General features: G+C 44.2%; 22 protein-coding genes. 9 read left to right on the forward strand and 13 right to left on the reverse strand.

Annotation, left to right across the window (positions count from 1 at the left end):
* Positions 1-135 precede the first annotated feature (135 nt).
* Together yfbR and HC752_RS13750 are read left to right on the forward strand one after the other, a co-directional pair.
* Positions 136-720, forward strand: coding sequence for a 5'-deoxynucleotidase (gene yfbR, locus HC752_RS13745; RefSeq protein ID WP_190335736.1), 585 nt, complete (start codon positions 136-138; stop codon positions 718-720).
* Positions 721-851: 131 nt separating this feature from the next.
* Positions 852-2,171, forward strand: a complete 1,320-nt coding sequence (locus HC752_RS13750) for an anti-phage deoxyguanosine triphosphatase (RefSeq protein ID WP_190335737.1) — start codon at positions 852-854, stop codon at positions 2,169-2,171.
* 32 nt (positions 2,172-2,203) lie between these two features.
* Here the strand turns inward: HC752_RS13750 and HC752_RS13755 are convergent, their stop codons facing one another.
* Positions 2,204-2,854, reverse strand: a complete 651-nt coding sequence (locus HC752_RS13755; RefSeq protein ID WP_190335738.1) for a tRNA-uridine aminocarboxypropyltransferase — start codon at positions 2,852-2,854, stop codon at positions 2,204-2,206.
* On the opposite strand from HC752_RS13755, the gene rrtA reads away from it, so the two are divergent.
* Complete coding sequence (rrtA, locus tag HC752_RS13760) at positions 2,843-3,406, forward strand: rhombosortase (protein WP_190335739.1); 564 nt, start codon at positions 2,843-2,845, stop codon at positions 3,404-3,406. The two genes, HC752_RS13755 and rrtA, sit on opposite strands and share 12 nt — an antisense overlap.
* Positions 3,407-3,459: 53 nt before the next feature.
* Here the strand turns inward: rrtA and HC752_RS13765 are convergent, their stop codons facing one another.
* From HC752_RS13765 to tig, 7 genes are all read right to left on the reverse strand, one after another.
* The gene (locus HC752_RS13765; RefSeq protein ID WP_190335740.1) at positions 3,460-3,780 is read right to left on the reverse strand and encodes a ComEA family DNA-binding protein; all 321 of its coding nucleotides are present in this window, start codon (positions 3,778-3,780) and stop codon (positions 3,460-3,462) included.
* 124 nt (positions 3,781-3,904) lie between these two features.
* Positions 3,905-5,770, reverse strand: coding sequence for a peptidylprolyl isomerase (gene ppiD, locus HC752_RS13770; protein WP_190335741.1), 1,866 nt, complete (start codon positions 5,768-5,770; stop codon positions 3,905-3,907).
* Positions 5,771-6,097: 327 nt separating this feature from the next.
* Positions 6,098-6,370: an HU family DNA-binding protein gene (locus tag HC752_RS13775; protein ID WP_190335742.1), complete on the reverse strand. Its 273-nt coding sequence runs from the start codon at positions 6,368-6,370 to the stop codon at positions 6,098-6,100.
* A 194-nt stretch (positions 6,371-6,564) separates the two neighbouring features.
* Entirely contained in the window at positions 6,565-8,916 is a 2,352-nt protein-coding gene (gene lon / locus HC752_RS13780; protein WP_190335743.1) for an endopeptidase La, read from the reverse strand.
* 113 nt (positions 8,917-9,029) lie between these two features.
* Positions 9,030-10,310 (reverse strand): ATP-dependent protease ATP-binding subunit ClpX, encoded by a 1,281-nt coding sequence (gene clpX, locus HC752_RS13785; protein ID WP_190335744.1) that lies wholly within the window; start codon positions 10,308-10,310, stop codon positions 9,030-9,032.
* Positions 10,311-10,396: 86 nt separating this feature from the next.
* Positions 10,397-11,023, reverse strand: a complete 627-nt coding sequence (clpP, locus tag HC752_RS13790) for an ATP-dependent Clp endopeptidase proteolytic subunit ClpP (RefSeq protein ID WP_190335745.1) — start codon at positions 11,021-11,023, stop codon at positions 10,397-10,399.
* 117 nt (positions 11,024-11,140) lie between these two features.
* Positions 11,141-12,433: a trigger factor gene (gene tig, locus HC752_RS13795; RefSeq protein WP_190335746.1), complete on the reverse strand. Its 1,293-nt coding sequence runs from the start codon at positions 12,431-12,433 to the stop codon at positions 11,141-11,143.
* A gap of 446 nt (positions 12,434-12,879) precedes the next feature.
* Between tig and HC752_RS13800 the strand changes: the two genes are divergently transcribed.
* The 5 genes from HC752_RS13800 to HC752_RS13820 all read left to right on the forward strand — a co-directional run bounded on the left by HC752_RS13800 (position 12,880) and on the right by HC752_RS13820 (position 19,287).
* Positions 12,880-14,670 (forward strand): sensor histidine kinase, encoded by a 1,791-nt coding sequence (locus HC752_RS13800; RefSeq protein WP_194717367.1) that lies wholly within the window; start codon positions 12,880-12,882, stop codon positions 14,668-14,670.
* Positions 14,671-14,678: 8 nt separating this feature from the next.
* Positions 14,679-16,016: a sigma-54-dependent transcriptional regulator gene (locus HC752_RS13805; RefSeq protein WP_190335747.1), complete on the forward strand. Its 1,338-nt coding sequence runs from the start codon at positions 14,679-14,681 to the stop codon at positions 16,014-16,016.
* A gap of 413 nt (positions 16,017-16,429) precedes the next feature.
* Positions 16,430-17,407 carry a C4-dicarboxylate TRAP transporter substrate-binding protein gene (locus HC752_RS13810; RefSeq protein ID WP_190335748.1) on the forward strand — a complete coding sequence of 326 codons (978 nt, stop codon included), beginning with the start codon at positions 16,430-16,432 and terminating at the stop codon, positions 17,405-17,407.
* Positions 17,408-17,512: 105 nt separating this feature from the next.
* A complete protein-coding gene (locus tag HC752_RS13815; protein ID WP_190335749.1) occupies positions 17,513-18,010 on the forward strand; it encodes a TRAP transporter small permease in 498 nt (165 codons plus the stop codon).
* Positions 18,007-19,287 (forward strand): TRAP transporter large permease, encoded by a 1,281-nt coding sequence (locus HC752_RS13820; RefSeq protein WP_342029479.1) that lies wholly within the window; start codon positions 18,007-18,009, stop codon positions 19,285-19,287. Before HC752_RS13815 ends, HC752_RS13820 begins: the two co-directional genes overlap by 4 nt.
* 120 nt (positions 19,288-19,407) lie before the next feature.
* On the opposite strand, the gene HC752_RS13825 is transcribed toward HC752_RS13820, so the two are convergent.
* The 3 genes from HC752_RS13825 to HC752_RS13835 form a co-directional block, all read right to left on the reverse strand.
* Positions 19,408-20,769, reverse strand: a complete 1,362-nt coding sequence (locus HC752_RS13825) for a TRAP transporter large permease (RefSeq protein ID WP_190335751.1) — start codon at positions 20,767-20,769, stop codon at positions 19,408-19,410.
* 3 nt (positions 20,770-20,772) lie between these two features.
* Complete coding sequence (locus HC752_RS13830; RefSeq protein WP_190335752.1) at positions 20,773-21,396, reverse strand: TRAP transporter small permease; 624 nt, start codon at positions 21,394-21,396, stop codon at positions 20,773-20,775.
* Between the two features lie 70 nt (positions 21,397-21,466).
* Positions 21,467-22,462 (reverse strand): TRAP transporter substrate-binding protein, encoded by a 996-nt coding sequence (locus HC752_RS13835; RefSeq protein ID WP_190335753.1) that lies wholly within the window; start codon positions 22,460-22,462, stop codon positions 21,467-21,469.
* A 352-nt stretch (positions 22,463-22,814) separates the two neighbouring features.
* Here HC752_RS13835 and HC752_RS13840 point away from each other — a divergent pair, with 352 nt between their 5' ends.
* On the forward strand, positions 22,815-23,858 hold the full coding sequence (locus tag HC752_RS13840) for a type III polyketide synthase (protein ID WP_190335754.1): 1,044 nt from the start codon (positions 22,815-22,817) through the stop codon (positions 23,856-23,858).
* A gap of 124 nt (positions 23,859-23,982) precedes the next feature.
* Here the strand turns inward: HC752_RS13840 and HC752_RS13845 are convergent, their stop codons facing one another.
* Entirely contained in the window at positions 23,983-24,396 is a 414-nt protein-coding gene (locus HC752_RS13845; RefSeq protein ID WP_190335755.1) for a hypothetical protein, read from the reverse strand.
* On the reverse strand, positions 24,393-25,079 hold the full coding sequence (locus HC752_RS13850) for a LysM peptidoglycan-binding domain-containing protein (RefSeq protein WP_190335756.1): 687 nt from the start codon (positions 25,077-25,079) through the stop codon (positions 24,393-24,395). The genes HC752_RS13845 and HC752_RS13850 overlap by 4 nt, the downstream gene beginning before the upstream one ends.
* Positions 25,080-25,344: the final 265 nt, after the last annotated feature.

The following is a 25,344-nucleotide window of genomic DNA, read 5'->3' on the forward strand; positions in this document are numbered from 1 at the left end:
ACGCCTCAATATTCGTTGAGGCGTTTTTTCTTCGACAAGTGATGCCTTTCAGATCAATCTCTTACCCTTTATACTCAAACAAGCACTTTGACGTTGTTTGAGTGTACATTTCCATACGAAAAGAAGGATCCATTCATGGCACGCAGTCATTTTTTTGCTCATTTGGCCCGAATGAAGCTTATCCAGCGTTGGCCTCTCATGCGCTCCGTTTCAACAGAAAATATCTCTGAGCACAGCCTACAAGTCGCGTTTGTTGCCCATGCGCTAGCCATCATCAAGAATAAGAAATTTGGCGGCAATGTTAACCCTGAGCGAATCGCCTTGTTGGGCATGTACCATGATACCAGCGAAGTCCTTACTGGCGATTTACCTACCCCTGTAAAGTACTATAATCCTGATATCGCTAAGGAATACAAAAAAATAGAAGCCGCTGCTGAAGAGAAGCTGGTCTCTATGCTACCGGAAGAATTTCGCGAGGATTTTGCTCCTTTTCTGATCTCGAAAAATGCGCATAAGGATGATCAAAATATCGTAAAGCAAGCTGACAGCTTGTGTGCATATTTGAAGTGTTTAGAGGAGCTATCGGCAGGCAATCACGAATACGCACAAGCCAAAAAAAGGCTTGATAAAACATTAAAAGACCGAGAATCGCCAGAGATGACCTATTTTTTAGACACGTTTGCAAAGAGCTTTGAACTGTCTCTTGATGAAATAAGCTAACAGTAGGGCAATGTGGTTTACGTTGATGGTATTACTTAAGTTTATGATATGAATTACGTTTGTGGTATAAGCTAGGTTTGTGATGTGAATCAGGCTTGTAGAGTGTCATGAAAGACACCAGTGAGGAATCAATGACCCAAAATGCTCATAACGCATGGCAAACCCGCATGAATGCGGAACAAAAGATGCGAAGAGACGATCATCGAGATCCATATCAAAGAGATCGTGCCCGCATCCTCCACTCTGCTGCATTTCGTCGACTGCAAGCCAAAACTCAAGTGCATTGTACTGGCGTCAATGATTTTCACCGAACTCGATTAACCCACTCTTTAGAAGCGGCTCAGCTTGGCTCTGGAATTCGTGCTCAAGTGAAACGCAAACAACCTGAACTGGCAGACTTATTACCCACCTCGAGCCTAATGGAAGCCTTGTGTTTGGCTCATGATATTGGTCACCCGCCTTTTGGGCACGGTGGTGAGATCGCCTTAAACTACATGATGCGAGAATATGGGGGCTTCGAAGGTAACGCCCAAACGTTTAGGATTGTCACTCAGCTCGAACCCTATACTGAAAGCCATGGTATGAATCTGACTCGTAGAACACTTTTAGGTCTAATTAAATACCCCGCTCTCATTAGCCAACTGCGTTCCTCAGCCATTCCAGAATCCGTATCTAATCAGCGCAAACTCAAAGCCAGTGATTGGCATCCAGCAAAAGGCATATATGACGATGATCAGTCTTTGTTTGACTGGGTGTTAGAGCCTTTGAGCGACAATGATAAAACGCTTTTTTCTACGCTGAGGACTCGTGAGCACACACCATTTGAGCATAAAAAAACGCAGTACAAATCTTTGGACTGCTCGATCATGGAACTGGCTGACGATATTGCTTATGGCATTCACGATCTAGAAGATGCGATCGTATTAGGTCTCGTTCATCGCTCTCAGTGGCAAGAAGTCGCTGCGAGCCAATTAGCAGAATGTGGCGACAAATGGTTTGAAGAAAATATTCAACTAATCAGTGAGAAATTATTTTCTGGGGTCCATTACCAAAGAAAAGACGCCATTGGTGGCATTGTCAACGCTCTGCTGACCAGTATCAGCGTGAAAGAGTTCGCGTCATCTAGGTTTGATGAACCTTTGTTAAGCTGGAATGCAACGTTAGAAAAACCAGCAGAACAAGCACTGGATATCTTTAAGCAGTTTGTAAGCCAACACGTTATTCAAATCCCTGAAGTTCAGGTTGTTGAATACAAAGGTCAGCAAATCATTATTGATATTTTTGAAGCGCTTAGTGGTGACCCTAATAGGCTCTTGCCAGAAAACATTCGCCAAGATTGGCTGAAAGCAACTGAATCTGACCGCGGTGGAATGCGCGTGATAACCGACTATATTTCATCGTTAACCGATGGTTCCGCGCAAAGATTGCATCAGCAGCTATTTTGCTCTTAATTAACTGGCTCAATCAACCCTAGCGTTTCACACTAGTAATTTTGGGTACGGATATGTGAGGGTATGTGTTTAAACTGCCTATCCACCATCTGATTAAAGCTCTCTATCAATGGGGTAAAGTCCTGTGATGGCTCTAAAATGTTCAATAAATGAAAGCCAGCTTCTACCGTAGATAAACTATTACTTGATGGTGCCTTTCTAATTCTATAATTCCCTTTGAGGCTGTCTGGTAAAGCCACGCTCAATAAACAATGCAGGTTTTCACTAAGACGCCATATTTTATACGCTTTCTTCCACGTTCCATCTATTAATAGAACTCGGATCTTTTTCATTTCACTTCTGCTACCTAGGGTATTACCTAGGTGAGCGCTACTTAGCTGAGTGACTGGGACACTCTTTTCGTTTGGGAAAAGCACCCAGTGAATATAGCTATCGTCTTGAAGCAGGGTATTTAGTTCAGCATTTTCTGTGAAATTTTCTCCCACCAGAATACGGCATGAATCTAGAGATAAGTTCAAAATCCTTGCTGTCCCCATCGCACGATGCACTTCATCAGGATGTTGAAGAATAATGAGTTCTACCTCAGAATGGAGGTTTTGTATGGTATGGCATATACACATTTTTTTGGCTTTGCCACAATGTTGGCAATACCGGTATGTGGAAGCAGATTGATGATCAGACATAAAGCAGAACTCGTTCCCGTTGTAACCCTATTCCTAATCGCCATGGTTGTTGCAGAATACCCTGCATTCCAACCTTGGCTACCTTGGAATACTGACCTGATACTGGATGGTCAGTGGTGGCGAATCGTAACAGGAAACTTCACACACACCAATCTCAATCATCTCATGCTTAATGCTGCAAGCTTTGCCGTAATAGTCTTTTTCTTCCGAAATACCGCTTCTTGGCTTTCTCTGCTTATTATTGTTCCCCTCATATCCACACTGATAGGCATTGGATTGTTAGCCAGTAACATGTATCAATATGCTGGCTTTTCTGGCGTCCTGCATGGCATTTTCGCGTTCTACGCGATCACCGAAACCATTCAAGGAAGAAAGTACAGCAGTTTACTGATTTTAGGTATCTTGATAAAAATTGGATGGGAAACTTGGGTGGGCCCTTCAGCAGACACTGAAGCGCTCATTGAAGCAAAAATTGCAACGGAAGCTCATATCGCTGGGACTATCATTGGGTTAATACTCGGCAGCCTACAACCAAAAGGATGGGTAAAATAGAATTTGTAAATGCGAGTTAAGATATAACGACTCAACTCGCAAGAAAGCATCACTTAGAGAAGGATACGGTCTTTATTTTTTTCAATGGTAGACTTACCTATTCCTTTGATTTTCATCAAATCTTCAGCCTTTTCAAACAAGCCGTTTTCTTGACGAAATTGAATGATATCTTTGGCTTTCTTCTCACCTATACCAATCAATAACGTTTCAAGCTCTTCAGCGGTCGCTGTATTAATGTTTACGGTAATTTCTATGCCATCATGCTTATCCGCTTTCTTTGAGCTTGTAGGTGGTGTAGTGGTACCTTCAGATAAGACGGGCAGTGACATACCGAAAGACAGTGTCGCGATTAGAGCTAGTTTGATGAACTTCATTTTACGTTCCTTACTTAAAAAAACGTATTTTGAATTGGTGGAGAAGGTTAGAAAACAGTCAATACTAAAAATAGAACAGGTCGCATAAAGCGACCTGTTTGACAAACAAATTAGTTACACACTTTTACGGCTGAGTACTCTCTATTGCATAGAACTCTACATCCGCACTTTCACGCAGTGCTTTGCTCAATGCAATAGCACCTTGTTCACCGTTAGAACGCACTAACTGCATACCAATTTGAGCAGAGAAAGCAGGTTGCTCTTCAGCAGCGACACCTGTGAGCTCAACAACAACGATATTACCCAAAGAGTCTTTAGACTGTCCGTAAACTTTCTTACCCTCTTCTGGCTTAGTTAGAGCATATACTGTGTTCGCAAGTGGGTTACCACGGTTAATAGTTTCTTGCTCATCAAACGCTAAACCTTCTTGCTCTAGAACACTTGTGTCATCGTTAGACAGGGTTTCGATAAGCTGGTCTGCAAGTTCAACAGCTTTTTGTTCGCCTTTTATGGCAGACAACTGCTGCACAACTTGATCTTTCACGTCTTCAAACGGCAGAACCGTTTCTTCGCGCACTTCATCAACACGAACTACCACTACGTGCTCGGGAGCAATCTCAACAGGCGTAGAGTTTTCGCCATTTTCTTTCACTTCCACGCTGTAGATAGCTTCTTGAACTTCTGGGCTGCTCAGAATCTCTGGCGCATTAAAGCGCGAGACAAAATCCGTTGTTTGTACTGTACTTCCAATCAGCTCAGCTAATGGCTCTAGTGAATTAGGTGCTTCAAACGCAACACGCTCTAGGTCTTTGTAAAGATCATGGAAGCGGTCAGCGGCTTTTTGATTCACGATGTCTTGCTTGATTTCTTCTTTAACGTCACTTAATGGTTTGGTTTCAGAGGCTTTCAAGTCATCCAATTTGATAATATGGTACCCAAAATCAGATTTGACCAATCCCGTTGTATCGCCAATGGCAGTCAAAGCAAACGCGGCTTCTTCAAATGCGGGCTCCATTACATCGCGTTCAATCCAACCTACAGAACCGCCCATTTCAGCACTACCGATGTCTTCGGAACGCGTTTTTGCTAACTCAGAGAAATCCGCACCCGCATTGAGTTCATCTAAAATCGCTTGCGCTTTTGTTTCTTCATCACCTTGAACCAGAATATGGCTCACACTGCGCTGTTCAGCCGTAGAATACTGATCTAAGCTTTCTTGATAGTAAGCTTCAATCTCCTCGTCAGTAACGTCAACACTCGCCTTAAGCGCATCACCAGAAAGCTCTAGGTAAGAAATTTTTACCTGCTCTGGACGCGTAAATTTAACGGCATTCGATGAATAATACTCTTGTAGTTCTTCATCTGACGGATTTGCAGATTTTGCGAACTCTTCAACGTTAAGCTCAAGAATTCGGATATCACGAGTCTGTGTAATCAATTTGGACTGATCGGCAACTTCACCTGGAAGGCTAAATTCACTTCCACTTAATGCTTGAAGAAGCTGATTACGTACTTCACTTCGGCGAATGACTTCACCAAAGGATTCTGGTGTGTAACCAGCACGGCGAAGAGATGACTCATAGATGTCTTGATTAAACTTGCCTTCCAATTGGAACTCTGGCATTTGCAGTATCATACCAAGCACTTGCTCATCGCTAATTCGCAGACCAAGTGATTTAGCGTGATTCTCAAGCAGTACTTCATTCACCATCTTATCTAAAACTGACAGGCGCAGCCTTTGGACAAAATCAGGATCAGAAAGGAGGTTAGCGTATTGCTCACCATATTGCGCTTGAAGCATGTTGCGTTCATTTTGATACGCTTGCTCAAAAGCTCCGCGGCTAATCTCAACGCCATCGACTTTAGCAGCAACGTTGCTACCACTGCCGATATAGCCACTGACACCAGTGAAGACAAAGGACAGAATAATAAGTCCCAGAATAATTTTAACTGCGATGCTGTTTACGCCTTCGCGCAATCGTTCCATCATAATGTAACAACTCTCCAAAATTGAGCCCGAGCTCTGACTAAGCGTTTAAATCTACACAGTAGCGAATCCACTTATCCAGCTCACTGATAAATATGTGTGATTTAGATCTGTAGCCCACAAAAAAGTTCATTAAAGAAATGAGTACATTTCCAATTTTCCAGACCACAACTTACTCAGAAGGGAGCAGGCATTTCGCTCTATAGCGCTGAATGGTAAAGATGATATCAGAAAAAGAAATGCGCACCAGTTTGATGCGCATATTTCAGGACTTTTTGGCGTTTTTGAGCGCCATTCCCAGTAATTAACCTTTAGTAGGTCAATTCAAATTTAGTTACACGCGTCTTTAAGCGCTTTACCCGCTTTAAATGCTGGTACTTTAGCTTCAGCGATTTGGATCTCTTCACCCGTCTTAGGGTTACGACCTGTACGAGCCGCACGAGTACGTACACTGAACGTACCAAAGCCTACTAATGCAACTTGCTCGTCAGACTGTAGAGTTTCACTCACTGCTTCAATGAATGCGTCTAGGGCACGACCCGCTGATGCTTTAGAAATGTCAGCGTTCTCTGCGATTTTTTCTACTAATTGTGTTTTATTCACGTGATGTTCCCCTTTAGTACTACCGATTCCAAAATGGCAGTATTCGTTCCGTTAAAAAATTTAGTTATTTTTAAACCACACCTTATGGATAAAGGCGTTGTCCTTGGTGGATAAACTTAGCGTTCAAAAAAAACGCTGACAAGCCTTTTCAAGCAAGTCAGCGTGTTTTGTTTAGTTATTTTTGCTGCACGTCACTATTTTACAGACTCCAGAGTGACTCCTAATGGCTCTTTCTCTAATGCAATCGTTAACACATCGTCAATCCATCGAACTGGTTTAACCACCAGATCTGCAATAACATTGTCTGGAATCTCTTCCAAATCACGTTCATTGTCTTTTGGAATGACCACCGTTTTAATGCCACCACGGTGAGCAGCCAACAGCTTTTCTTTGAGTCCACCGATCGGAAGCACTTCCCCGCGCAATGTAATTTCACCGGTCATTGCCACATCGGCTTTTACAGGGTTACCTGTTAGACTTGATACCAGTGCTGTGCACATTGCGATACCCGCACTTGGACCATCTTTTGGCGTCGCCCCCTCTGGTACGTGTACGTGAATATCACGTTTTTCGTAAAAATCAGAATTGATGCCTAATCTTTCCGCACGAGAACGAACAACCGTCATTGCAGCTTGAATAGACTCTTGCATCACATCACCAAGGGAGCCCGTTTGTGACAGCTTGCCTTTACCTGGCATGGATTCTGTTTCAATCGTTAACAGATCCCCACCCACTTCAGTCCAAGCCAATCCGACAACTTGTCCAATGCGGTTACTGTCGTCAGCTTTACCAAAATCATGACGCTGCACACCAAGGAAATCTTTCAGATTTTCAATACTTACGCTGACTTTCTTAAGTTCAGAATCCAGCAGAATATTTTTCACGGCTTTACGACAGATCTTTGAAATCTCACGTTCTAAGTTACGTACACCCGCTTCACGCGTGTAATAACGAATAATGCCGATAATGGCAGAATCTTCGATTTCAATTTCGTGTTCTTTCAATCCATTACGTTTGATTTGCTTACTAACCAAATGGCGTTTAGCAATGTTCAGTTTTTCATCTTCTGTATAACCAGACAGACGAATCACTTCCATGCGGTCAAGCAATGGACCAGGAATATTCATCGAGTTAGACGTCGCAACAAACATAACGTCAGACAAGTCGTAGTCTACTTCGAGGTAGTGGTCATTGAATGAGTTGTTTTGTTCTGGATCGAGCACTTCAAGTAACGCTGATGCAGGATCACCGCGCATGTCAGAAGACATTTTGTCGATTTCATCCAACAAGAACAGTGGGTTTTTCACTTCCACTTTCGACATTTTCTGGATCAGCTTACCTGGCATGGAACCGATGTAAGTACGGCGGTGACCACGGATTTCCGCTTCATCTCGAACACCACCCAAAGCCATACGAACATACTTACGACCTGTTGCAGCCGCAATCGAACGACCAAGAGAGGTTTTACCTACACCCGGAGGACCAACTAAGCAAAGAATGGGACCTTTCAGCTTATTGATACGGTTTTGTACCGCTAAGTACTCTAGAATGCGTTCTTTCACGCGCTCTAGACCATAATGGTCTTCGTTGAGCACTTCTTCTGCTTTAGACAGATTCTTCTTCACTTTAGAGCGCTTAGCCCAAGGAACACCAACCATCCAGTCTATGTAGCTACGCACAACCGTTGCCTCAGCAGACATTGGCGACATCATCTTAAGCTTTTGTAGCTCTTGCTCTGTCTTATCACGTGCTTCTTTAGGCATTTTCGACTCTTCGATCTTCATCTTCAGAGTTTCAAATTCATCTGGTGCATCATCCATCTCACCAAGCTCTTTCTGAATGGCTTTCATTTGCTCATTCAGATAGTACTCGCGCTGAGATTTTTCCATTTGCTTCTTAACACGACCACGAATGCGTTTTTCAACTTGAAGCAAATCGATTTCCGATTCCATTTGCCCCATCAAGAATTCTAGACGCTCATTGACGTCAATAATTTCAAGAACTTGCTGCTTATCATTAAGCTTTAGAGGCATGTGAGCTGCGATGGTATCGGCAAGGCGTGCGGCTTCATCAATTCCGTTCAAAGAAGTTAACACTTCCGGTGGAATTTTTTTGTTTAGCTTGATGAAACCTTCAAATTGATTGATGGCACTACGAACCACAACTTCTTGCTCGCGCTCATCCAACTCTGGAGTCGGTAGGTATTCAGCGTCTGCAAGGAAAAAATCATTTTCTTTAAACTGATGAATTTGAGCGCGCTGTTGACCTTCAACCAACACCTTTACAGTACCATCGGGCAATTTCAGCAACTGTAGGATTGTGGCTACGGTACCAATGGAAAACAGGTCATCGATAGACGGCTCATCTGTGTCTGCTTGCTTTTGCGCAACAAGTAGAACTTGCTTACTGGCATCCATCGCAGATTCCAGGCAACGGATTGATTTCTCTCGGCCAACAAACAAAGGGATAACCATGTGTGGGTATACCACCACATCTCTCAAGGGTAATACGGGGATCTCGATACGCTCGGAACGTTCCAAGTTCATACTATTCTCTCTTCCGTTTCTGCTTATGTGCAGTATATGGGGGCAAATGGCTTAGATTCAACGAGATAATAAAAAAAAGGAGGCAAAAGCCTCCTTTCGTATTTAAAAGTGTTTTATTCCGCGCCAGCGACCTGATTGTCATTGCCTTCATAAATCAACAATGGTTCAGATTCGCCTTGAATAACTGCTTCATCTATAACGACTTTACTCACATCTTCTGATGATGGCAATTCGTACATTGTCTCAAGCAGAACGGCTTCCAGAATAGAGCGTAAACCACGAGCACCTGTCTTGCGATCCATTGCTTTCTTAGCAATAGCTCTTAGTGCATCTTCACGGAATTCAAGCTCTACATCTTCAATGGCGAATAACGCAGCGTACTGCTTGGTCAGCGCATTCTTAGGTTCACAAAGAATTTGAATGAGCGCCTCTTCATCGAGCTCTGTCAGAGTCGTTGTCACTGGTAGACGACCAATAAATTCTGGAATCAATCCGTACTTCACCAGATCTTCTGGCTCAACTTGAGTGAACAATTCACCCACTGTACGAGTTTCATCTTTAGAACGAATCTCTGCGCCAAAACCAATACCCGTGCCAGTGGCTGTACGCTGTTCGATGACTTTATCCAAGCCAGCAAACGCACCGCCGCAGATAAACAGGATCTTAGAAGTATCTACTTGCAGAAACTCTTGCTGAGGGTGCTTTCTGCCACCTTGAGGCGGAACAGAAGCAACGGTACCTTCAACCAATTTCAATAGCGCTTGCTGAACACCTTCACCCGACACGTCACGAGTAATTGAAGGGTTCTCAGCCTTACGAGAAATTTTGTCGATTTCATCAATGTAGACAATACCACGCTCTGCTTTAGCAACATCGTAATCGCATTTCTGCAGAAGCTTCTGAATGATGTTCTCGACGTCCTCACCCACATAGCCTGCTTCCGTCAATGTGGTCGCATCAGCCATTGTGAAAGGAACATCAAGGAAACGAGCCAAGGTTTCGGCCAGCAGTGTTTTACCGCTCCCTGTTGGACCAATCAGCAAAATGTTACTCTTGCCCAGTTCAACGCCTTCACTCGTTGTATCACCATTACGCAAACGCTTGTAGTGGTTGTATACTGCAACCGCTAGCACTTTCTTTGCGTAATCTTGGCCAATCACATAGTCATCGAGGTGTTCGCGAATTTCGCGAGGAGTAGGAAGCGCACTCGACTCTTTCTTAGGGAGTACGTCTTTTATTTCCTCGCGAATAATATCGTTACATAAGTCGACACATTCGTCACAAATGTACACTGATGGGCCTGCGATTAGCTTGCGAACTTCGTGCTGGCTTTTGCCGCAGAAAGAGCAATAAAGTAACTTACCGCTACCGCCCTCTTTGCTTTTATCTGTCATTCGCTAACCTCTTAGCCTTAAATGTCTTGTTTTGAGTTTATATCAATTTTCACCAAATTTCGCCTGCATCTTTCGGCGAAGCGTCACTACGCTTTATTGTGCGTCAAAACTGAATCAACCAAACCGTATTCTACTGCTTGATCTGCTGACATAAAGTTGTCGCGATCCGTATCCGCCTCAATCACTTCAAGAGGCTGACCAGTATGCTCTGAAAGCAACGTGTTTAACTTAGATTTGATCGTCAAGATTTCTTGAGCGTGAATTTGAATATCAGATGCCTGTCCTTGGAACCCCCCAAGAGGTTGGTGGATCATAACGCGCGAGTTTGGCAATACATGACGCTTACCTTTCGCACCACCCGCCAACAAGAATGCACCCATGGAACATGCTTGCCCCATACATACCGTGCTCACATTCGGTTTGATGTACTGCATCGTATCATAAATCGACATACCTGCGGTGACGCTGCCACCAGGAGAGTTGATATAGAGGAAGATGTCTTTGTCTGGGTTTTCTGATTCAAGAAAAAGCAATTGCGCAACCACAAGGTTCGCCATTTGGTCTTCAACTTGACCAGTAAGAAAAATGATACGCTCTTTGAGAAGACGAGAATAGATATCGTAAGAACGTTCACCACGGGAAGTTTGTTCTACCACCATGGGTACGAGTGCATCAATGATTGGAGACATTGCATTTTTTTCTTGGTAGCTCATATTCTTATATCCCTAAATAAAATGGCCCGGATGATAGACTCATACGGACCATTGTTAGCAGAAGAGTTAAAACAAAGTCAACTTTCTACGCACTGAGACCTGATTCTATGCAGGTTATTATTGCGCGTTCATAAGCTCGTTGAAGCTTACTTCTTTGTCTGAAACTTGTGCTTTAGCGATGATAGCGTCGATCGCTTGCTCTTCTAACGCAACATTGCGCATGTTATTCATCATTTGTTCGTTTTGCTCGTAGTAAGCAATAACTTCCGCTGGATCTTCGTAAGCAGTAGCCATCTCTTCAATAATAGCCTTAACTCTCTCATCGTCAGCTTTTAATTCTTCAGATTTGATCACTTCGCCCAGCAGTAGACCGACAACAACACGACGTTTCGCTTGCTCTTCAAACAACTCACGTGGAAGTTGCTCAGCCGCTTCAGGGTTTCCACCGAAACGTTGTGCAGCTTGCTGACGTAGCGCACCGATTTCTTGATCGATAAGTGCAGCAGGAACATCGATGTTGTTTTCGTTAACAAGACCGTCAAGCGCTTGCTCTTTAATGCGGTTCTTAACCGCTTGCTTAAGCTCGCGTTCCATGTTCTTACGTACTTCGGTTTTAAGACCGTCAATACCACCTTCAGCGCCGAACTTAGCAACGAATTCGTCGTTCAGTTCAGGAAGCTCACGCTCTTCAACTTTGCTCACTTTAATAGCGAACTTCGCTGCTTTACCTTTTAGGTTTTCAGCGTGGTAATCTTCTGGGAAGTTTACATCGATTTCGAATTCCATGCCCGCAGACTTACCTACGATACCGTCTTCAAAACCAGGAATCATGCGACCAGCGCCCATTTCTAGCGGGAAGTTCTCAGCTTTACCACCTTCGAACTCTTCGCCGTCGATAGAGCCAACGAAGTCGATGGTTGCACGAGAGTTTTCTGACGCTGCGCCTTCAACTTCTGTCCAAGTTGCTTGCTGCTTGCGAAGCGTTTCGATCATCTCTGCAACGTCTTCTTCTTTCACTTCAACTGCTGGTTTTTCAACAGTAATGTTTTCTAGACCTTTCAGTTCAACTTCTGGGTAAACTTCAAAAGTTGCGTTAAATACTAAGTCTTTACCAGCTTCAGTTTCAACTGGAGCGAAAGTAGGTGCACCTGCTGGGTTGATTTTTTCTTTCACGATCGCTTCGATGAAGTGACGCTGCATAACCTCACCCATCACATCTTGACGTACTGCTTTGCCGTACATTTGCGCAACCATTTTCAAAGGTACTTTACCTTTACGGAAACCATCGAAACGACGATTCTTAGCGATGTTGCGTAGTTCAGCTGTTACTGCGTCTTCGATGTTTGCAGCAGGAACGGTAATAGTAAGACGGCGCTCTAGGCCTTCTAGAGTTTCAACAGTAGCTTGCATTATAAATAAACCTCAAAACTGGCTCAGTATTACCTGAGCTTGGGAGCCAGCGCCTTAGCGGTGACTTCATCCTTAAGTTGCATTCTGTCTGAATGCATAAAATGAAATTCTAAGACCCACAAACCATTCAATTCGTAGTTCATGAACTATTCAGTGACCTCTTCCATATCAACTTCGCAGAAAGAACGTCTCCAATTAGCCTCAGGACAGAAATTTTAGACGCGACATTCTAGCGATATGCGTGGCGACTGTCGAGCCAAGTCCTGATTTCTCGAATATTTGGCGAAAGTTTTCTGAGAAATGGGGACAATACATCGCTTTTCAAGGGAAATAATCTGTTTTTTTCATGAAAAGATAAAAAAGAGATCCGAGTCTTGTTTTAACACACCAAAGATTTCTCTTTTTTGTTACTTTTACGTTACCAGTTATTGACGAAGTTTACCGCTATGATTCTGCGGCGTATTCCTATTATATTGATGTTTTCCTACGCAGTCTCTAGCTTGATCTTAGGCTTGTGGGGCTGGCGATTGGGTTATCAAAATCAATTGGAACAGGCAAATTTACACGCCGATCAACTTAGCAATCATCTATCGACGCAACTCGAAAAATACGCCTATATCCCTCAGCTAATGTCGAAGGATAATGAGCTTGTCGATGCGCTTCTTTCCCCCACGAACAGTGCACAACTTGACATCACAAATCGCTACTTAGAAGAAGTTAACAATGTAGTCGGTGCTGCAGACACGTATTTGCTCAACCGTATCGGTACAACGATAGCGGCGAGCAATTGGAAGAATACCAAAACATTTGTTGGAAAAAACTTCGCGTTTCGCCCCTACTTTCAACAGGCCATCAACGGAGAGCGAGGCGAATATTTTGCGCTAGGCAGCACTTCTGGCAGACGCGGCTACTTTTATTCTTACCCTGTTAAACATGCAGGCAGTAACATCGGTGTCTTGGTGGTCAAAAAAGATTTGTCGACCATTGAAGATGACTGGACAAACCAAAATAACTTTTTCGTAGTAACCGATGCAGACGACATTGTCTTTATGTCCAATCGTGTCAACTGGTGGTATCACAGCCTTTATCCTTTAGAACAAGACAAAATTACGGAAATCAGACAAAGCCGCCGCTATTCAGAACGAGACATTCTTGCGCTGTCATTTACCGGAGATTTCGAGGCAACGGAAACGGAGCTCAAATTGCAAAGAGGCAATGCTTTCTTTAACCAATACTTCAGTGTTAACCAATATCTCAGCGTGGTGCGTCCACTTAAAGGAAGCTCGCTTACCGTTCGTGTACTTAGCCCAAAATTGAACCTAGTTTGGAAAGTATCAGCATTGATTGCCCTAAATACCTTAGTTTTCGTTTTATTGTATTTGGCGAGTATTATCATCCGCCAACAAAAGTCCAAGCAGCGCCAAATTGAACGGATTCAAGCAGAATCCAAACAAAAGCTGGAATTCCAAGTGATGGTGCGTACCGCCGAGCTTCAGGAAGAGATCAAAGTCCGAGCGGAGACTGAATCAGCACTTAGGCAAACTCAGGAAGAATTGATTCAAGCAGCAAAACTGGCGGTGCTTGGGCAAATATCCACCAGTATCAGCCATGAACTCAACAATCCATTAGCCGCTATTCGCAGCTACGCCGATAACGCATTGCTATTTATGGAAAAATCCAGACACGATAAAGTCGACCAAAATCTTAATAGAATCTCGGCGTTAACGGAACGCATGGCTAAGATAAGCCGGCAACTCAAAGCGTTTGCAAAAAAAAGTGATGCCAGTGACAGAGTGGTCACTCAAGTCGCCCCAGTCATTATTGCCGCTCGGGAACTGCTCAAACCGCAATTAAAAGACACCCACACCCAATTAGATTGCTCTGGGTTGGAACAGGCGCTCAACGCGAAAATTAACCCCATTCAGCTAGAGCAAGTGCTAGTGAATTTATTGACTAATGCCATTCAAGCGATGGACATGCAGCCACAAAAGTACATTCAACTTACGCTGCATACAACGTCGGACCACGTCGTCATTGATATTGAAGATACGGGTCCTGGTATTGCACAAGACGCGCTCAATCAACTGTTTGAGCCTTTTTATACCACGAAGCAAAACGGCTTGGGATTAGGTTTGTCTATATCTCAGCAAATCATGCAAAGCATGGATGGCGAACTGCAAGCGAGTAACCATGAACACTCGGGTGCCTGTTTCCGGCTTCTGCTGCCCAAAATGTAGGAACAAATATGCCTCATATACACTTTGTCGACGATGAAGAAGATCTTCGAATCGCCATGGAACAAACATTCGAACTCGCGGAAATTCAAGCCACTGGGTTTCCTGATGCCGAGTCGGCATTGCTCGCGTTCGATGCAGACAATCCGCCATATGTTGTCGTGACCGACATTCGCTTACCCGGTATTAATGGGCAACAATTACTGAATTCCATCAAAGCGAAAGACGAAGACTTGCCTGTGATTTTAATTACGGGTCATGGTGACATTTCCATGGCAGTGCAATCAATGCATGACGGGGCATACGATTTTATTGAAAAACCATTTTCGAACGACAGGCTCATCGACACGGTTAAGCGTGCTATTGAACGAAGAAAGCTCACACTGGAAAACCAAAAGCTAAAGCGAGCCTTAAAAGCGAATCAAGCGCTTGGTCCAAGGATTATTGGGAACACTGCCAGCATTCAAGATCTTCGTGACACCATCACTCATATCGCGGATACGAACGCCGATATTTTATTGTTTGGAGAAACCGGTACAGGGAAAGAGCTGGTTGCCCGTTCACTGCATGAGCAAAGCAGCCGTCGAGAGCAGAACTTTGTCGCCGTGAACTGCGGAGCGGTACCCGAAAACTTAATTGAAAGTGAGCTTTATGGTCACGAGAAAGGCGCCTATACAGGGGCAGATAGCCTTCGAGTCGGTAAGTTCGAATACGCCCAAGGCGGCACACTCTTTTTGGATGAAATTGAATCCATGCCCATGCAAGCCCAAATTCGACTTTTGCGGGTGCTGCAAGAAAGGCAGATCGAACGAATCGGATCCAACCAGAGTATTGCCTTAGATATCCGCGTTATTGCGGCAACAAAAACCGATTTGAAAGCAATGGCAACAGAAGGTGCCTTTCGGCAAGATCTCTACTATCGCTTAAACGTTGTGACTCTGGATTTGCCGCCTCTTCGAGAGAGAAAAGAAGACATCCCAGCCTTATTCCATCATTTTTTGCTTGTTGCTGCTGCTCGTTATGGCAAAGCGGCTACATCTCTGCCATCGACAGATTTACAGGCATTACTTGCGCATGATTGGCCTGGTAACGTCCGAGAATTAAGAAATGCCGCAGAACGGTTTGTCTTGCTTGGCAAGTTAACCCAACTTGGGGAGGTCACAAAGCCCAAATCACAATTGGGGTTGGCTGAACAAGTGGCCGATTTTGAAAAAGCCCTGATAGAACAAGCGTTGTCTTGTCATGATGGTAGCATCAAAGACACGATGTCTGCCCTAAATCTCCCCAGAAAAACCTTGTACGACAAAATGCAAAAATTTGGCATAAACAAAGATAGCTTCAAGAATTAGGGTCGATTGCTCTTTCCATTACAGCCGACCTTCATATCCATATCCATACCCCACTCAATCAATCGGTGAGTGGGATATGAAATAAAGTTTTTATCCATTTTGTGGTTTCACCGCCAATCGTCACACTTTTGATATTACCTCACACCGACTTGGTTGTTTTTTAATCACGCAAACGATAACGTAAATCCATATATAAAATTTTATTTTATATATGGATTTAAACCGAATGTATAACTGAGATTCGATCTTGTTCCTTCTGTACCCAGAGACACCGCTCACACGGAAACAGTGATGTATCGGGGCAAGCCAGTACCGCCAAATGCTCAGGTTGTATTTTATGTAAGAGCTATTCAGTAGCATGCGGATACTGTCGCTACGCAATTTCAGTTTTATTAAATAATCAGGAGTAACACATGGAACGTTTTCTCACATCTATAATGGCATTGATGATACTGGTCTCTACGTCCGTATTCTCTGCCGAATATGAACTTAAATTGGCTCACGTCACCTCTAACCAAGAACCCTTGCATCAAGCTTTAACATTTTACGCCGCGAACGTAGAAAAGCGCTCAGGCGGCAAAATAAGAATCACCATTCACCCAAATGGCGAACTAGGCACAAACCTAGAAGTGTATGAGCAGGTTAAGTTAGGTCTTCCTGTCATCCAAACCGCCGACCCGGGTTATCTATCCGACTACGCGCCAGATTTTGGTGTGCTGAATGGTCCGTATTTATTGGAAGATCCGAAAGATTTTAAAAAGCTATTAAATTCGTCGCTGTACCAATCTATGAAGAGTACGGTTAAGAAGAACGGTAATTTTGAAGTGCTTGCCATGAATTGGTTGTTTGGTGAAAGACACATCATCTCAGATAAGCCCATTCTTTCCCCTGCCGATTTAAAAGGGGTCTCTATGCGAGTTCCACCCAATGTAATGTGGATCGAAACCGTCAAAGCTATGGGCGCTCGTGCGACGCAATTGGCTTGGTCTGAAGTGTATACAGGGCTCTCTTCAGGGGTTGTGGATGCCGCCGAAGCGCCATTGGGTTCGTTGTACGCCGCTAAGTTATACGAAAGCAAAAAACACGTTTCGCTAACGAGCCACTTTAAGGCCTTTGTTGGGCTCGTTATTAATGCAGACTACTTCGCTAACTTACCGAAAGACATTCAAACCATTCTTGCCGAAGAAGCCGTAATAGCAGGCGATTACATGACGGAACTTTCCATCAGTACGACTGAAACGCTCCTCGATAAACTGCGCGCTGAAGGTGTAACCGTACACAAGAACGTGGACATCAAGGCATTCCAAAAAGCCACGATGCCAGTCTACAGTAAGTTTCCCAAATGGTCGGATGGGCTTTACGCCAAAGTCCGTGAAATTTTGGATAACTAACTTATATCCCCGATAGACCAAGCAACCCATAACGCTAGGTAAGGCGAATATTGGTTAGCTTTTACGATATGAAGATACAGGTATTGGATTGCAAGGAGACGGTTCATGGCAGCAAAAAGAGTATCAAAGGTACTGGGTCACATTGAAACCACACTCGCTTTGGTTGCCATGAGCTTAGTGCTAGGTTCGGTCGTATGGGGCGTGGTCACTCGATACATTACAGAGCAACCCGCGACATGGACGACCGAACTGTCAGGCATTGCCTTTACTTGGTTAGTTTTTATGGGGGCATCCGTTTGCTACCGAAAAAGTTTGCACATTGGTGTCCCTGTTTTTGTAGACGCGTTACCACAAAATGTTCGAAGAAAATTAGCGTTTGTCACAACCACTTTGATCATGGTTTTTCTTGCGTACAGTTTTTATCTCGCCTTGCTGCTTGCGGTGCAATCATGGAATCGCCCATCCCCAGTTTTACGGCTCCCGTTTTCGTTTGTTTATCTCGCCACCTGCTTGTCTTTCCTTTTCATGTTTATCCACGCCATCTGTCATATTCTCATCAAACCCGATGTGACCGATTCTGATCATAAAGTGGAGGCAAAATAATGGATTTACTCCCCGTTTTTATCCTGTTTCTGCTGTTTGCAGTCAATGTGCCTGTTGCCTTCGCTTTGGCCATTGCTGGACTTTCATTTTTCATGATGACCAATGGCATTCAGCACCAGATTTTCATTCAACGCTTTGTCGCCGTCACTCACTCTTTTCCTCTTTTGGCTATCCCTTTTTTCATCATGACTGGTGTCATCATGAACCATTCGGGCATCACTGATAGGTTGATGAAATTGGCGGATAGCCTCACTGGGCATCGAATTGGAGGCTTAGCTCAGGTCAACATTTTGCTCAGCACACTGATGGGCGGCATGTCCGGTAGCGCCAATGCCGATACCGCCATGCAGAGCAAAATTATGGTTCCGCAAATGAATCAGCGGGGTTATCACACCGCATTCTCGGCGGCAGTCACGGCTTGTTCTTCCATTATCAGTGTAATTATTCCCCCTGGTATCGGGCTGATTCTTTACGGATACATGGGAGACGTGTCGATTGGCAAGCTGTTTTTGGCCGGCATTATCCCCGGTATTGTGCTCTGTATTGCTTTAATGATCGTTGCGCATCGTATATCAATCATTCGCCAATACGCCCCTTCTCAGCCCCAAAAATCGTCGCTGACCGATCGCTTTATCGCCCTTAAAAATGCCTCGTGGTCGCTCATGGTTCCTATCGGTATAATCGGCGGAATTCGGTTTGGCATCTTCACGCCCACTGAAGCAGGTGCAATGGCGGTGATCTATGCGATTATCGTCGGCTATATTCACCGTCAGTTTTCAGTGAAAGCATTGCCTGAGATTATGAAAGAAACGGTGATTGCAACGTCCACCGTAATGTTCATCATCTGCGCAGCCTCTACCTTTAGTTTTTATCTCTCTTGGGAACGGCTCCCTGTTCAAGTGGCCAATGCCATGCTGGCCATAACGGATAACCCTTATTTGCTCCTCCTTCTCATCAACCTTTTATTGGTGCTGGTTGGCATGTTCATAGAAGGTGGTGCGGCTCTGATTATTCTAACGCCTATCTTGGTTCCTATTATCACCAAAGTTGGTATTGACCCCGTTCATTTTGGTATCGTGATGGTCCTTAACCTCACGATAGCTGGTGTCACTCCCCCTCTAGGCACGTTAATGTTCACCGCTTGCAGCATCAGTAAGGTTTCCGTAAAAGAGTTTGTGAAAGAAGTCTTACCGTTTCTTGCCATGCTGATTACCGTACTATTGCTCCTGACTTTTGTTCCACAAATTTCATTGTGGCTCCCGAGTACAATGGACTAGAAAAACGCGAAAAAAAGCCCTGCTGGGGAAAGCAGGGCAAATGGGGTTCGTGTGCTTAGGGTCTGTTGACCTAGCATTGAGCGATAGCGTTTGAGTATTAGGTATCTCAGCGTTTCGCTTCTATTTCGTTATTATTTCGGGTCCCATAAGGGTCGTCGGTAACCAAGTCGATACCCATGGAACATAGGTAACAATAACCAAGAAGAGGAACATCACGCCCACCCATGGTAGAGCCGCTTTGACCACATTCATCATCGACATTTTCGCCACCCCTGCCGTCACAAACAAATTGAGCCCGACGGGCGGGGTTATCATCCCGATTTCCATGTTCACGACCATCATAATCCCAAGGTGAATTGGGTCGATGCCCAACGCGATAGCAATCGGAAAAACCAATGGAGCAACGATGATCAATAAGCCCGATGGTTCCATAAACTGGCCACCAATAAGCAACAGAACATTCACAACAATCAAGAAAGTGATGGGCCCCAACCCCGCCGACAGCATCGACTCGGTGATCATTTGAGGGATACGCTCCTCCGTTAGAACATGCTTTAAAATTAATGCATTAGCGATAATAAACAGCAGCATAATGGTTAATTTGCCAGCATCGAATAACGTGTTCTTCGTGTCTTTGTGAACAAACGTTTGGCACACTTTCACCAGCCATGGTTTGGTGTTTTCTTTATCCGCAAATGGCCCCATATCTTTGTAGATGAAATTTGCGATAAAGAAAGAATAGACAGCCGCGACCGCTGCCGCTTCTGTGGGGGTAAATACCCCTCCGTAGATACCACCAAGAATGATGACAATAAGCAACAACCCCCAGCTTGCATCTTTAGCAGCAGCAAAGGCTTCCCCCCACCCTACAAAAGGCTGCGCAGGAAGGTTTTTTACTCTTGCCGCAATGTAAATCGCAATCATCAACATCACACCAGCGAGCAAACCAGGAATTACACCACCTAAGAACATGCGGCCAACAGACACATCCGTTGCCGCCGCGTACACCACCATCACGATGGAGGGAGGGATGAGAATCCCCAACGTACCTGCATTACAAATCACACCTGCCGCAAACTCTTTGGAATATCCATTCTTCACCATACCGACAATGACAATGCTACCGATCGCCACAACCGTTGCAGGAGATGAGCCAGATAACGCAGCAAACATCATACATGCCACTACCGACGCCATCGCCAAACCGCCTCGGAACCAGCCCACCATCGCAATCGCGAAACGAATGATCCTACGGGCCACGCCACCTGTAGACATAAAGCTAGAAGCGAGGATAAAGAATGGTATTGCCAATAGGGTGTAATGACCCGCAAAAGCGTTGAACAAAGTTTGCGCAACAGACGCCAACGAAGCATCGGAATTCATCAATAAAAATAGAATACTGGCAAGGCCAAGGGATACGGCAATCGGCACACCAATCAACATAAAGCCGATGACCATCATAAACAGCAATAAAATGTCCATGGCTTAGCTCTCCTTACTTTCCGATTTCAGTGCTTCAAGATCTTCTTCCGCTTCGTGGCTGGAAATCAGGCGATCGATTTTTCCTGTTGCGATTTGCCATGCACATTGAGCAAAACGAAAGGTCAGTAACGCCATACCAATGGGAAGCGCTGCATAAGGAATAAAGCGAGGCATTTTCTCGTAACGCTCACCTTCATTCATCCAATCGGATAAGAATTGCAGTATTTCTGGCATCGGAATATCGTCGGTTTCGTACCACGCACGCTCCGTCGCAAATGGATACCAATAGTTCCAAGAGCCGATAAACAACAAAATAGAAAAAAGTAAGCACAGCGCAACGGCGACGAATGCGTACCCCTTTCGGCCGCTCTCAGGAGCGAGGTTAATGATGACATCCACACCAATGTGAAAATGTTTTTTCACGCCATAAGAAGCACCGACAAGTACCATCCAAGCAAAGAGAAAAACGGTCAGTTCCAGTGCCCACAGGATGTTGTCGTTAAACACATAGCGAAACACCACATTGGCAAACGTAAGTAGGGTCATACCGCCAAGAAACAAGGCAATCAGTGTTTCCTCAATTTGATCCGTTACCTTACCGACTCGAGAAAATAAGGGCTGTACCATACAGATACTCCACTGTATTGGGAATAATTGAAAAGGAAAGGCGCAGCGTCACCCTGCGCCATTATTTTTATTATTGATTGGAAGCTAAGGCCGCTTCGATCAGATCGGCACCGATGTCTTTTTCGAATTTCTTCCAAACGGGTTGAAGTGCGGTCACCCATTCTTGGCGTTGATCGGGTGTGAGCGTTCTCACTACGCCACCTGCTGCAATAATGTTTTGCTTGTTGATTTCGTTTACTTCACTGGACGCAGCATTACGTGCAGTGGTGACGTCAACAAGAATGGCATTAAACTGTTCACGCACATCCTGAGGCAGTTCCTTCCACCAAGTATTCGACGTCACCACTAGGTAGTCCAAAATGCCATGATTGGTTTCTGTGATGCCATCTTGCACCTCAAAAAACTTCTTGCCATAAATGTTCGACCACGTGTTTTCCTGACCATCGATCACTTTCGTTTGAAGACCTCCATAGACTTCTTTGAACGACATCTTTTGTGGGTTAGCACCCAACTGCTCAAACTGCGCAACCAATACGTCTGAAGCTTGCACACGGAACTTTAACCCTTTTGCATCACTAGGTGACATCAGCGGTTTGTTCGCAGACATTTGCTTCATGCCGTTGTGCCAAAATGCCAACCCTTTCACCCCACGACGTTTCATTGCGTTTTTCAGCTTGTCACCCGCCTCGGAGTTTTGGAAGCGATCGACGGCATCCACATCTTCAAACAGAAATGGCAAATCGAAAATGCGGAATTTTTTCGTGAACTTTTCAAACTTAGACAGCGAGGGCGCGGCTAATTGCACGTCACCATTGAGCAGTGCTTCCAATACTTTGTCATCATCGTACAGTGTTGAATTGGGGAACACCTGCATACAGGCTTTACCGTTCATCTCTTCGTTCACACGCTTCTCCAGCAACGTTGCAGCGATGCCTTTAGGGTGTTTGTCTGTATTGGTTACGTGGCTAAATTTAATCACAATCTCGCCAGGGTCACAGTTAGCAGCCGCTTGGAAACTGGTCAGCGCCAAGATAGAGGCAGAAAGTAGGGTAAGTGGCTTTAACATTTTTTATTCTCCTTGTTTAACACTTGGTCGTCATCACTGATGACCATGTGCCCGACTTAAAGCAAAACCCAGACCAATTTAATACATTTCATTAACAACCCTTTAACCACAAAGGTTGGAGAAAGTCGCCTCGATAAGCATCAGAAAAATTGGAATGTATTTAGGCGGAATTCCACCCATTGAAAACCCTTAGATGGGTGGAAAATGAAACATGGATTAACGAGTAGGAGATTTATTCCACACCTCTCATTTTGATACGGAACCGGATTCATGTATCGATATCACTGTCGTTGTTTTTACGAGCCACTGATATCTAAATGATCATTCAGAAAACAATAACAGGAAAAACATCATGAGTGTTCTATGTAAGCCCTCCGTCTATTTTCCCGAGTATGTGGTGACTCAAAACGACATTATTGAATGCCTACGCTCGCTGCATAGCGATCAACCTCACGCCGAAAACGCGTTTGATATGATCCGAAACTCTAACATTGATAAACGTCACCTCATTACCCCATTAGACAACGTTGTTTCACTGGAGAATTTTGATGAACGAAGCGCCATTTACGATAAGCAGGCTCGGTTTATGTCAGAGATCACCGCTCTTCAAGCCATCAAGAATGCAGACCTACACATTCAAGACATCACAATGGTCATCGTAACCTCGTGCACAGGTTTTATGATGCCGTCACTTACCGCTCATTTGATCAATGTACTCAAGCTCAATAATTCAACCATTCAGCTCCCCATAGCCCAAATGGGTTGCGTAGCAGGAGCAAGCGCCGTGAATCGAGCCTTCGATCACTGCCAACTGTCGCCAAACAATAACGTCCTCATTGTGAGCTTGGAAACCTCATCCTTATGTTTTGATAAATACGCAAATCGTATTCAAGACTTTGTAACGAATTCATTGTTTGGTGATGCGTGTGCAGCGGTCGTCCTGCGGGGTGACGATCAAACCAACGGAATGAAACTCACGCACTCTGCCAGTCACTTTTTGCAAGACAGCGAAGCGTTTATTCGCTACGACATGACTCCAAGAGGCTTCAAATTCTCATTAGACAAAGAGGTGATGTACTCCATTGAACGCGTCGCTCCGGTTATTGAGCTGTTTGTTCAGTCACGACAGGATAAACGCCCCAAAGATCTGGATTTCTATTTATTCCATACAGGGGGTCGACGCATTCAGGATGAAGTCGAACGCACGTTGGAGTTAACATCGGATGCACTAGACCATTCCCGAGCGTGCTTGCGTGAAACAGGCAATACCTCAAGCGTGGCGGTTATTGATGTACTCAGAAGAAGTTTTGAGCATCGAAAAGCTGGAGAGCAAGGCGTTTTGGCGGCTTTCGGCCCCGGCTTTACCACTGAGATGGCTTTGGGGACTTGGCAGTAAAAATAAAGCGGGCGTCTGAATTCAAGTTCAGACGCCCGTAGTTAGTCTTTATATGTAGTTAGTCTTTATATAATGAACACATGTGTTCAGTTCTAGTCCAACGCGAGCTTGGTCACTTTAAAATCTAGGGTTTGTCCCAGAAGAATTCTCTAATCTTTCCATCAGAATCCGTCAAGATGTAAAAATAGTTACCCAGCACTAAATCGGAAAAGTACTGCCTAAAATCCTGTTCCTTTGCTGTCTCGGAATAGTACATGACATAAAATCTCTGCCCGTCTTCTATATCCGTATCCTCAACTGGCGTGATTTGTATATCTTGGTTCTCTTTTAAGAGCACACTCTGGTTAAGGTAACCATCACTACTAATCGTAATCTGTTTCCACAGCTCCAGACTTCTAGCTACATTCGCAACTCTGGCTTTTTCAGTTGTCACTTGTTTAGTAAGCTGATTGATCGTTAAGAGAGACCAGAAAAAGTATGCAAGAATAATGATGCCAGATAGATATAATAGTCCGTGCTTTCTATTTGCGATCATCATTTATAATCAACCTCTATCGGAACACTTTTCTGTCCCTTCTTCTGTGCCTTCTGGAGAAGACCTTTTAACTGTCTAATATCTTTGGCATTTTTCAGGCCAATGCAACCCGCAGTACCTCTCGAACCGCCGTCATGATGTAAAAAGAACCCAAACCTTCCTCCAAAAAAATTACCCAGTTTACCAATGAAACTTTCTGTCAATATCCAGCCACCTTCTCCCCAGCCAGCCCCATCACCAGCAGAGTTAGACTTGTCATATGGCATATTAGAACGTAGAGGAAGCAAATAGGTATCCTCTTGAATAGGACCAGCATCTTTGATGTTTTGATATTTTGACTGAGTGTAGTCTGTATCTAAATTAAGCTCTTCACGCCCCTGTTTGATTAGTTGGGCTAAATAGGGAGCATTTGGTGGCAGTCCAGATATTGCGGGGTAAGAAGCCACAAGTCTATTTTTTTCTATTGAATACACATTGAACTTTTTCCCGTTAAATGTCATTTTTGAAATCCGAGGATCTTGAGTTTTTAGACCTTTTACAACTATGGCCATTCCTGGGTAAATTTTATTGGGGTGCCCCCTGAGAGATGGGTTTAACTCAATTATTTTGCTTATATCCACTCCATGCTTTTTTGCTATAGAGGTTAAGGTATCCCCTTTTGCTACAATATAAACACCATCCGTCATTGATTATTCCTTTACTTTAATTACTAGATTCACATTGTGTAAATAGGCAGAATTGCGAAGGAAAGTTCAAGAGTCGGAAAAGCATCTATCTATATGTTCAAACTCTTTTGAAATTTGAAAATCAGAAGAACTATTTTACGGAATTAATTCCTCCCCTTCGTAAGCACATATATTCATTCATATGAAAATGATTGCAACCACCCGATACGTGATTTCCATCGAGAAACAAAAAAAGCGCCCTCTATGGAGCGCAAAGATAACAAAG

Origin of the sequence: Vibrio sp. S9_S30, assembly GCF_014694455.1 — a bacterium.
GTDB lineage: Bacteria > Pseudomonadota > Gammaproteobacteria > Enterobacterales > Vibrionaceae > Vibrio.

Coding starts and splice junctions, on each gene's coding strand:
- yfbR (WP_190335736.1), top strand. CDS start 136: ATGGCACGCAGTCATTTTTTTGCTCATTTGGCCCGAATGAAGCTTATC.
- HC752_RS13750 (WP_190335737.1), top strand. CDS start 852: ATGACCCAAAATGCTCATAACGCATGGCAAACCCGCATGAATGCGGAA.
- rrtA (WP_190335739.1), top strand. CDS start 2,843: ATGATCAGACATAAAGCAGAACTCGTTCCCGTTGTAACCCTATTCCTA.
- HC752_RS13755 (WP_190335738.1), bottom strand. CDS start 2,854: ATGTCTGATCATCAATCTGCTTCCACATACCGGTATTGCCAACATTGT.
- HC752_RS13765 (WP_190335740.1), bottom strand. CDS start 3,780: ATGAAGTTCATCAAACTAGCTCTAATCGCGACACTGTCTTTCGGTATG.
- ppiD (WP_190335741.1), bottom strand. CDS start 5,770: ATGATGGAACGATTGCGCGAAGGCGTAAACAGCATCGCAGTTAAAATT.
- lon (WP_190335743.1), bottom strand. CDS start 8,916: ATGAACTTGGAACGTTCCGAGCGTATCGAGATCCCCGTATTACCCTTG.
- clpX (WP_190335744.1), bottom strand. CDS start 10,310: ATGACAGATAAAAGCAAAGAGGGCGGTAGCGGTAAGTTACTTTATTGC.
- clpP (WP_190335745.1), bottom strand. CDS start 11,023: ATGAGCTACCAAGAAAAAAATGCAATGTCTCCAATCATTGATGCACTC.
- tig (WP_190335746.1), bottom strand. CDS start 12,433: ATGCAAGCTACTGTTGAAACTCTAGAAGGCCTAGAGCGCCGTCTTACT.
- HC752_RS13800 (WP_194717367.1), top strand. CDS start 12,880: ATGATTCTGCGGCGTATTCCTATTATATTGATGTTTTCCTACGCAGTC.
- HC752_RS13805 (WP_190335747.1), top strand. CDS start 14,679: ATGCCTCATATACACTTTGTCGACGATGAAGAAGATCTTCGAATCGCC.
- HC752_RS13810 (WP_190335748.1), top strand. CDS start 16,430: ATGGAACGTTTTCTCACATCTATAATGGCATTGATGATACTGGTCTCT.
- HC752_RS13815 (WP_190335749.1), top strand. CDS start 17,513: ATGGCAGCAAAAAGAGTATCAAAGGTACTGGGTCACATTGAAACCACA.
- HC752_RS13825 (WP_190335751.1), bottom strand. CDS start 20,769: ATGGACATTTTATTGCTGTTTATGATGGTCATCGGCTTTATGTTGATT.
- HC752_RS13830 (WP_190335752.1), bottom strand. CDS start 21,396: ATGGTACAGCCCTTATTTTCTCGAGTCGGTAAGGTAACGGATCAAATT.
- HC752_RS13835 (WP_190335753.1), bottom strand. CDS start 22,462: ATGTTAAAGCCACTTACCCTACTTTCTGCCTCTATCTTGGCGCTGACC.
- HC752_RS13840 (WP_190335754.1), top strand. CDS start 22,815: ATGAGTGTTCTATGTAAGCCCTCCGTCTATTTTCCCGAGTATGTGGTG.
- HC752_RS13845 (WP_190335755.1), bottom strand. CDS start 24,396: ATGATGATCGCAAATAGAAAGCACGGACTATTATATCTATCTGGCATC.
- HC752_RS13850 (WP_190335756.1), bottom strand. CDS start 25,079: ATGACGGATGGTGTTTATATTGTAGCAAAAGGGGATACCTTAACCTCT.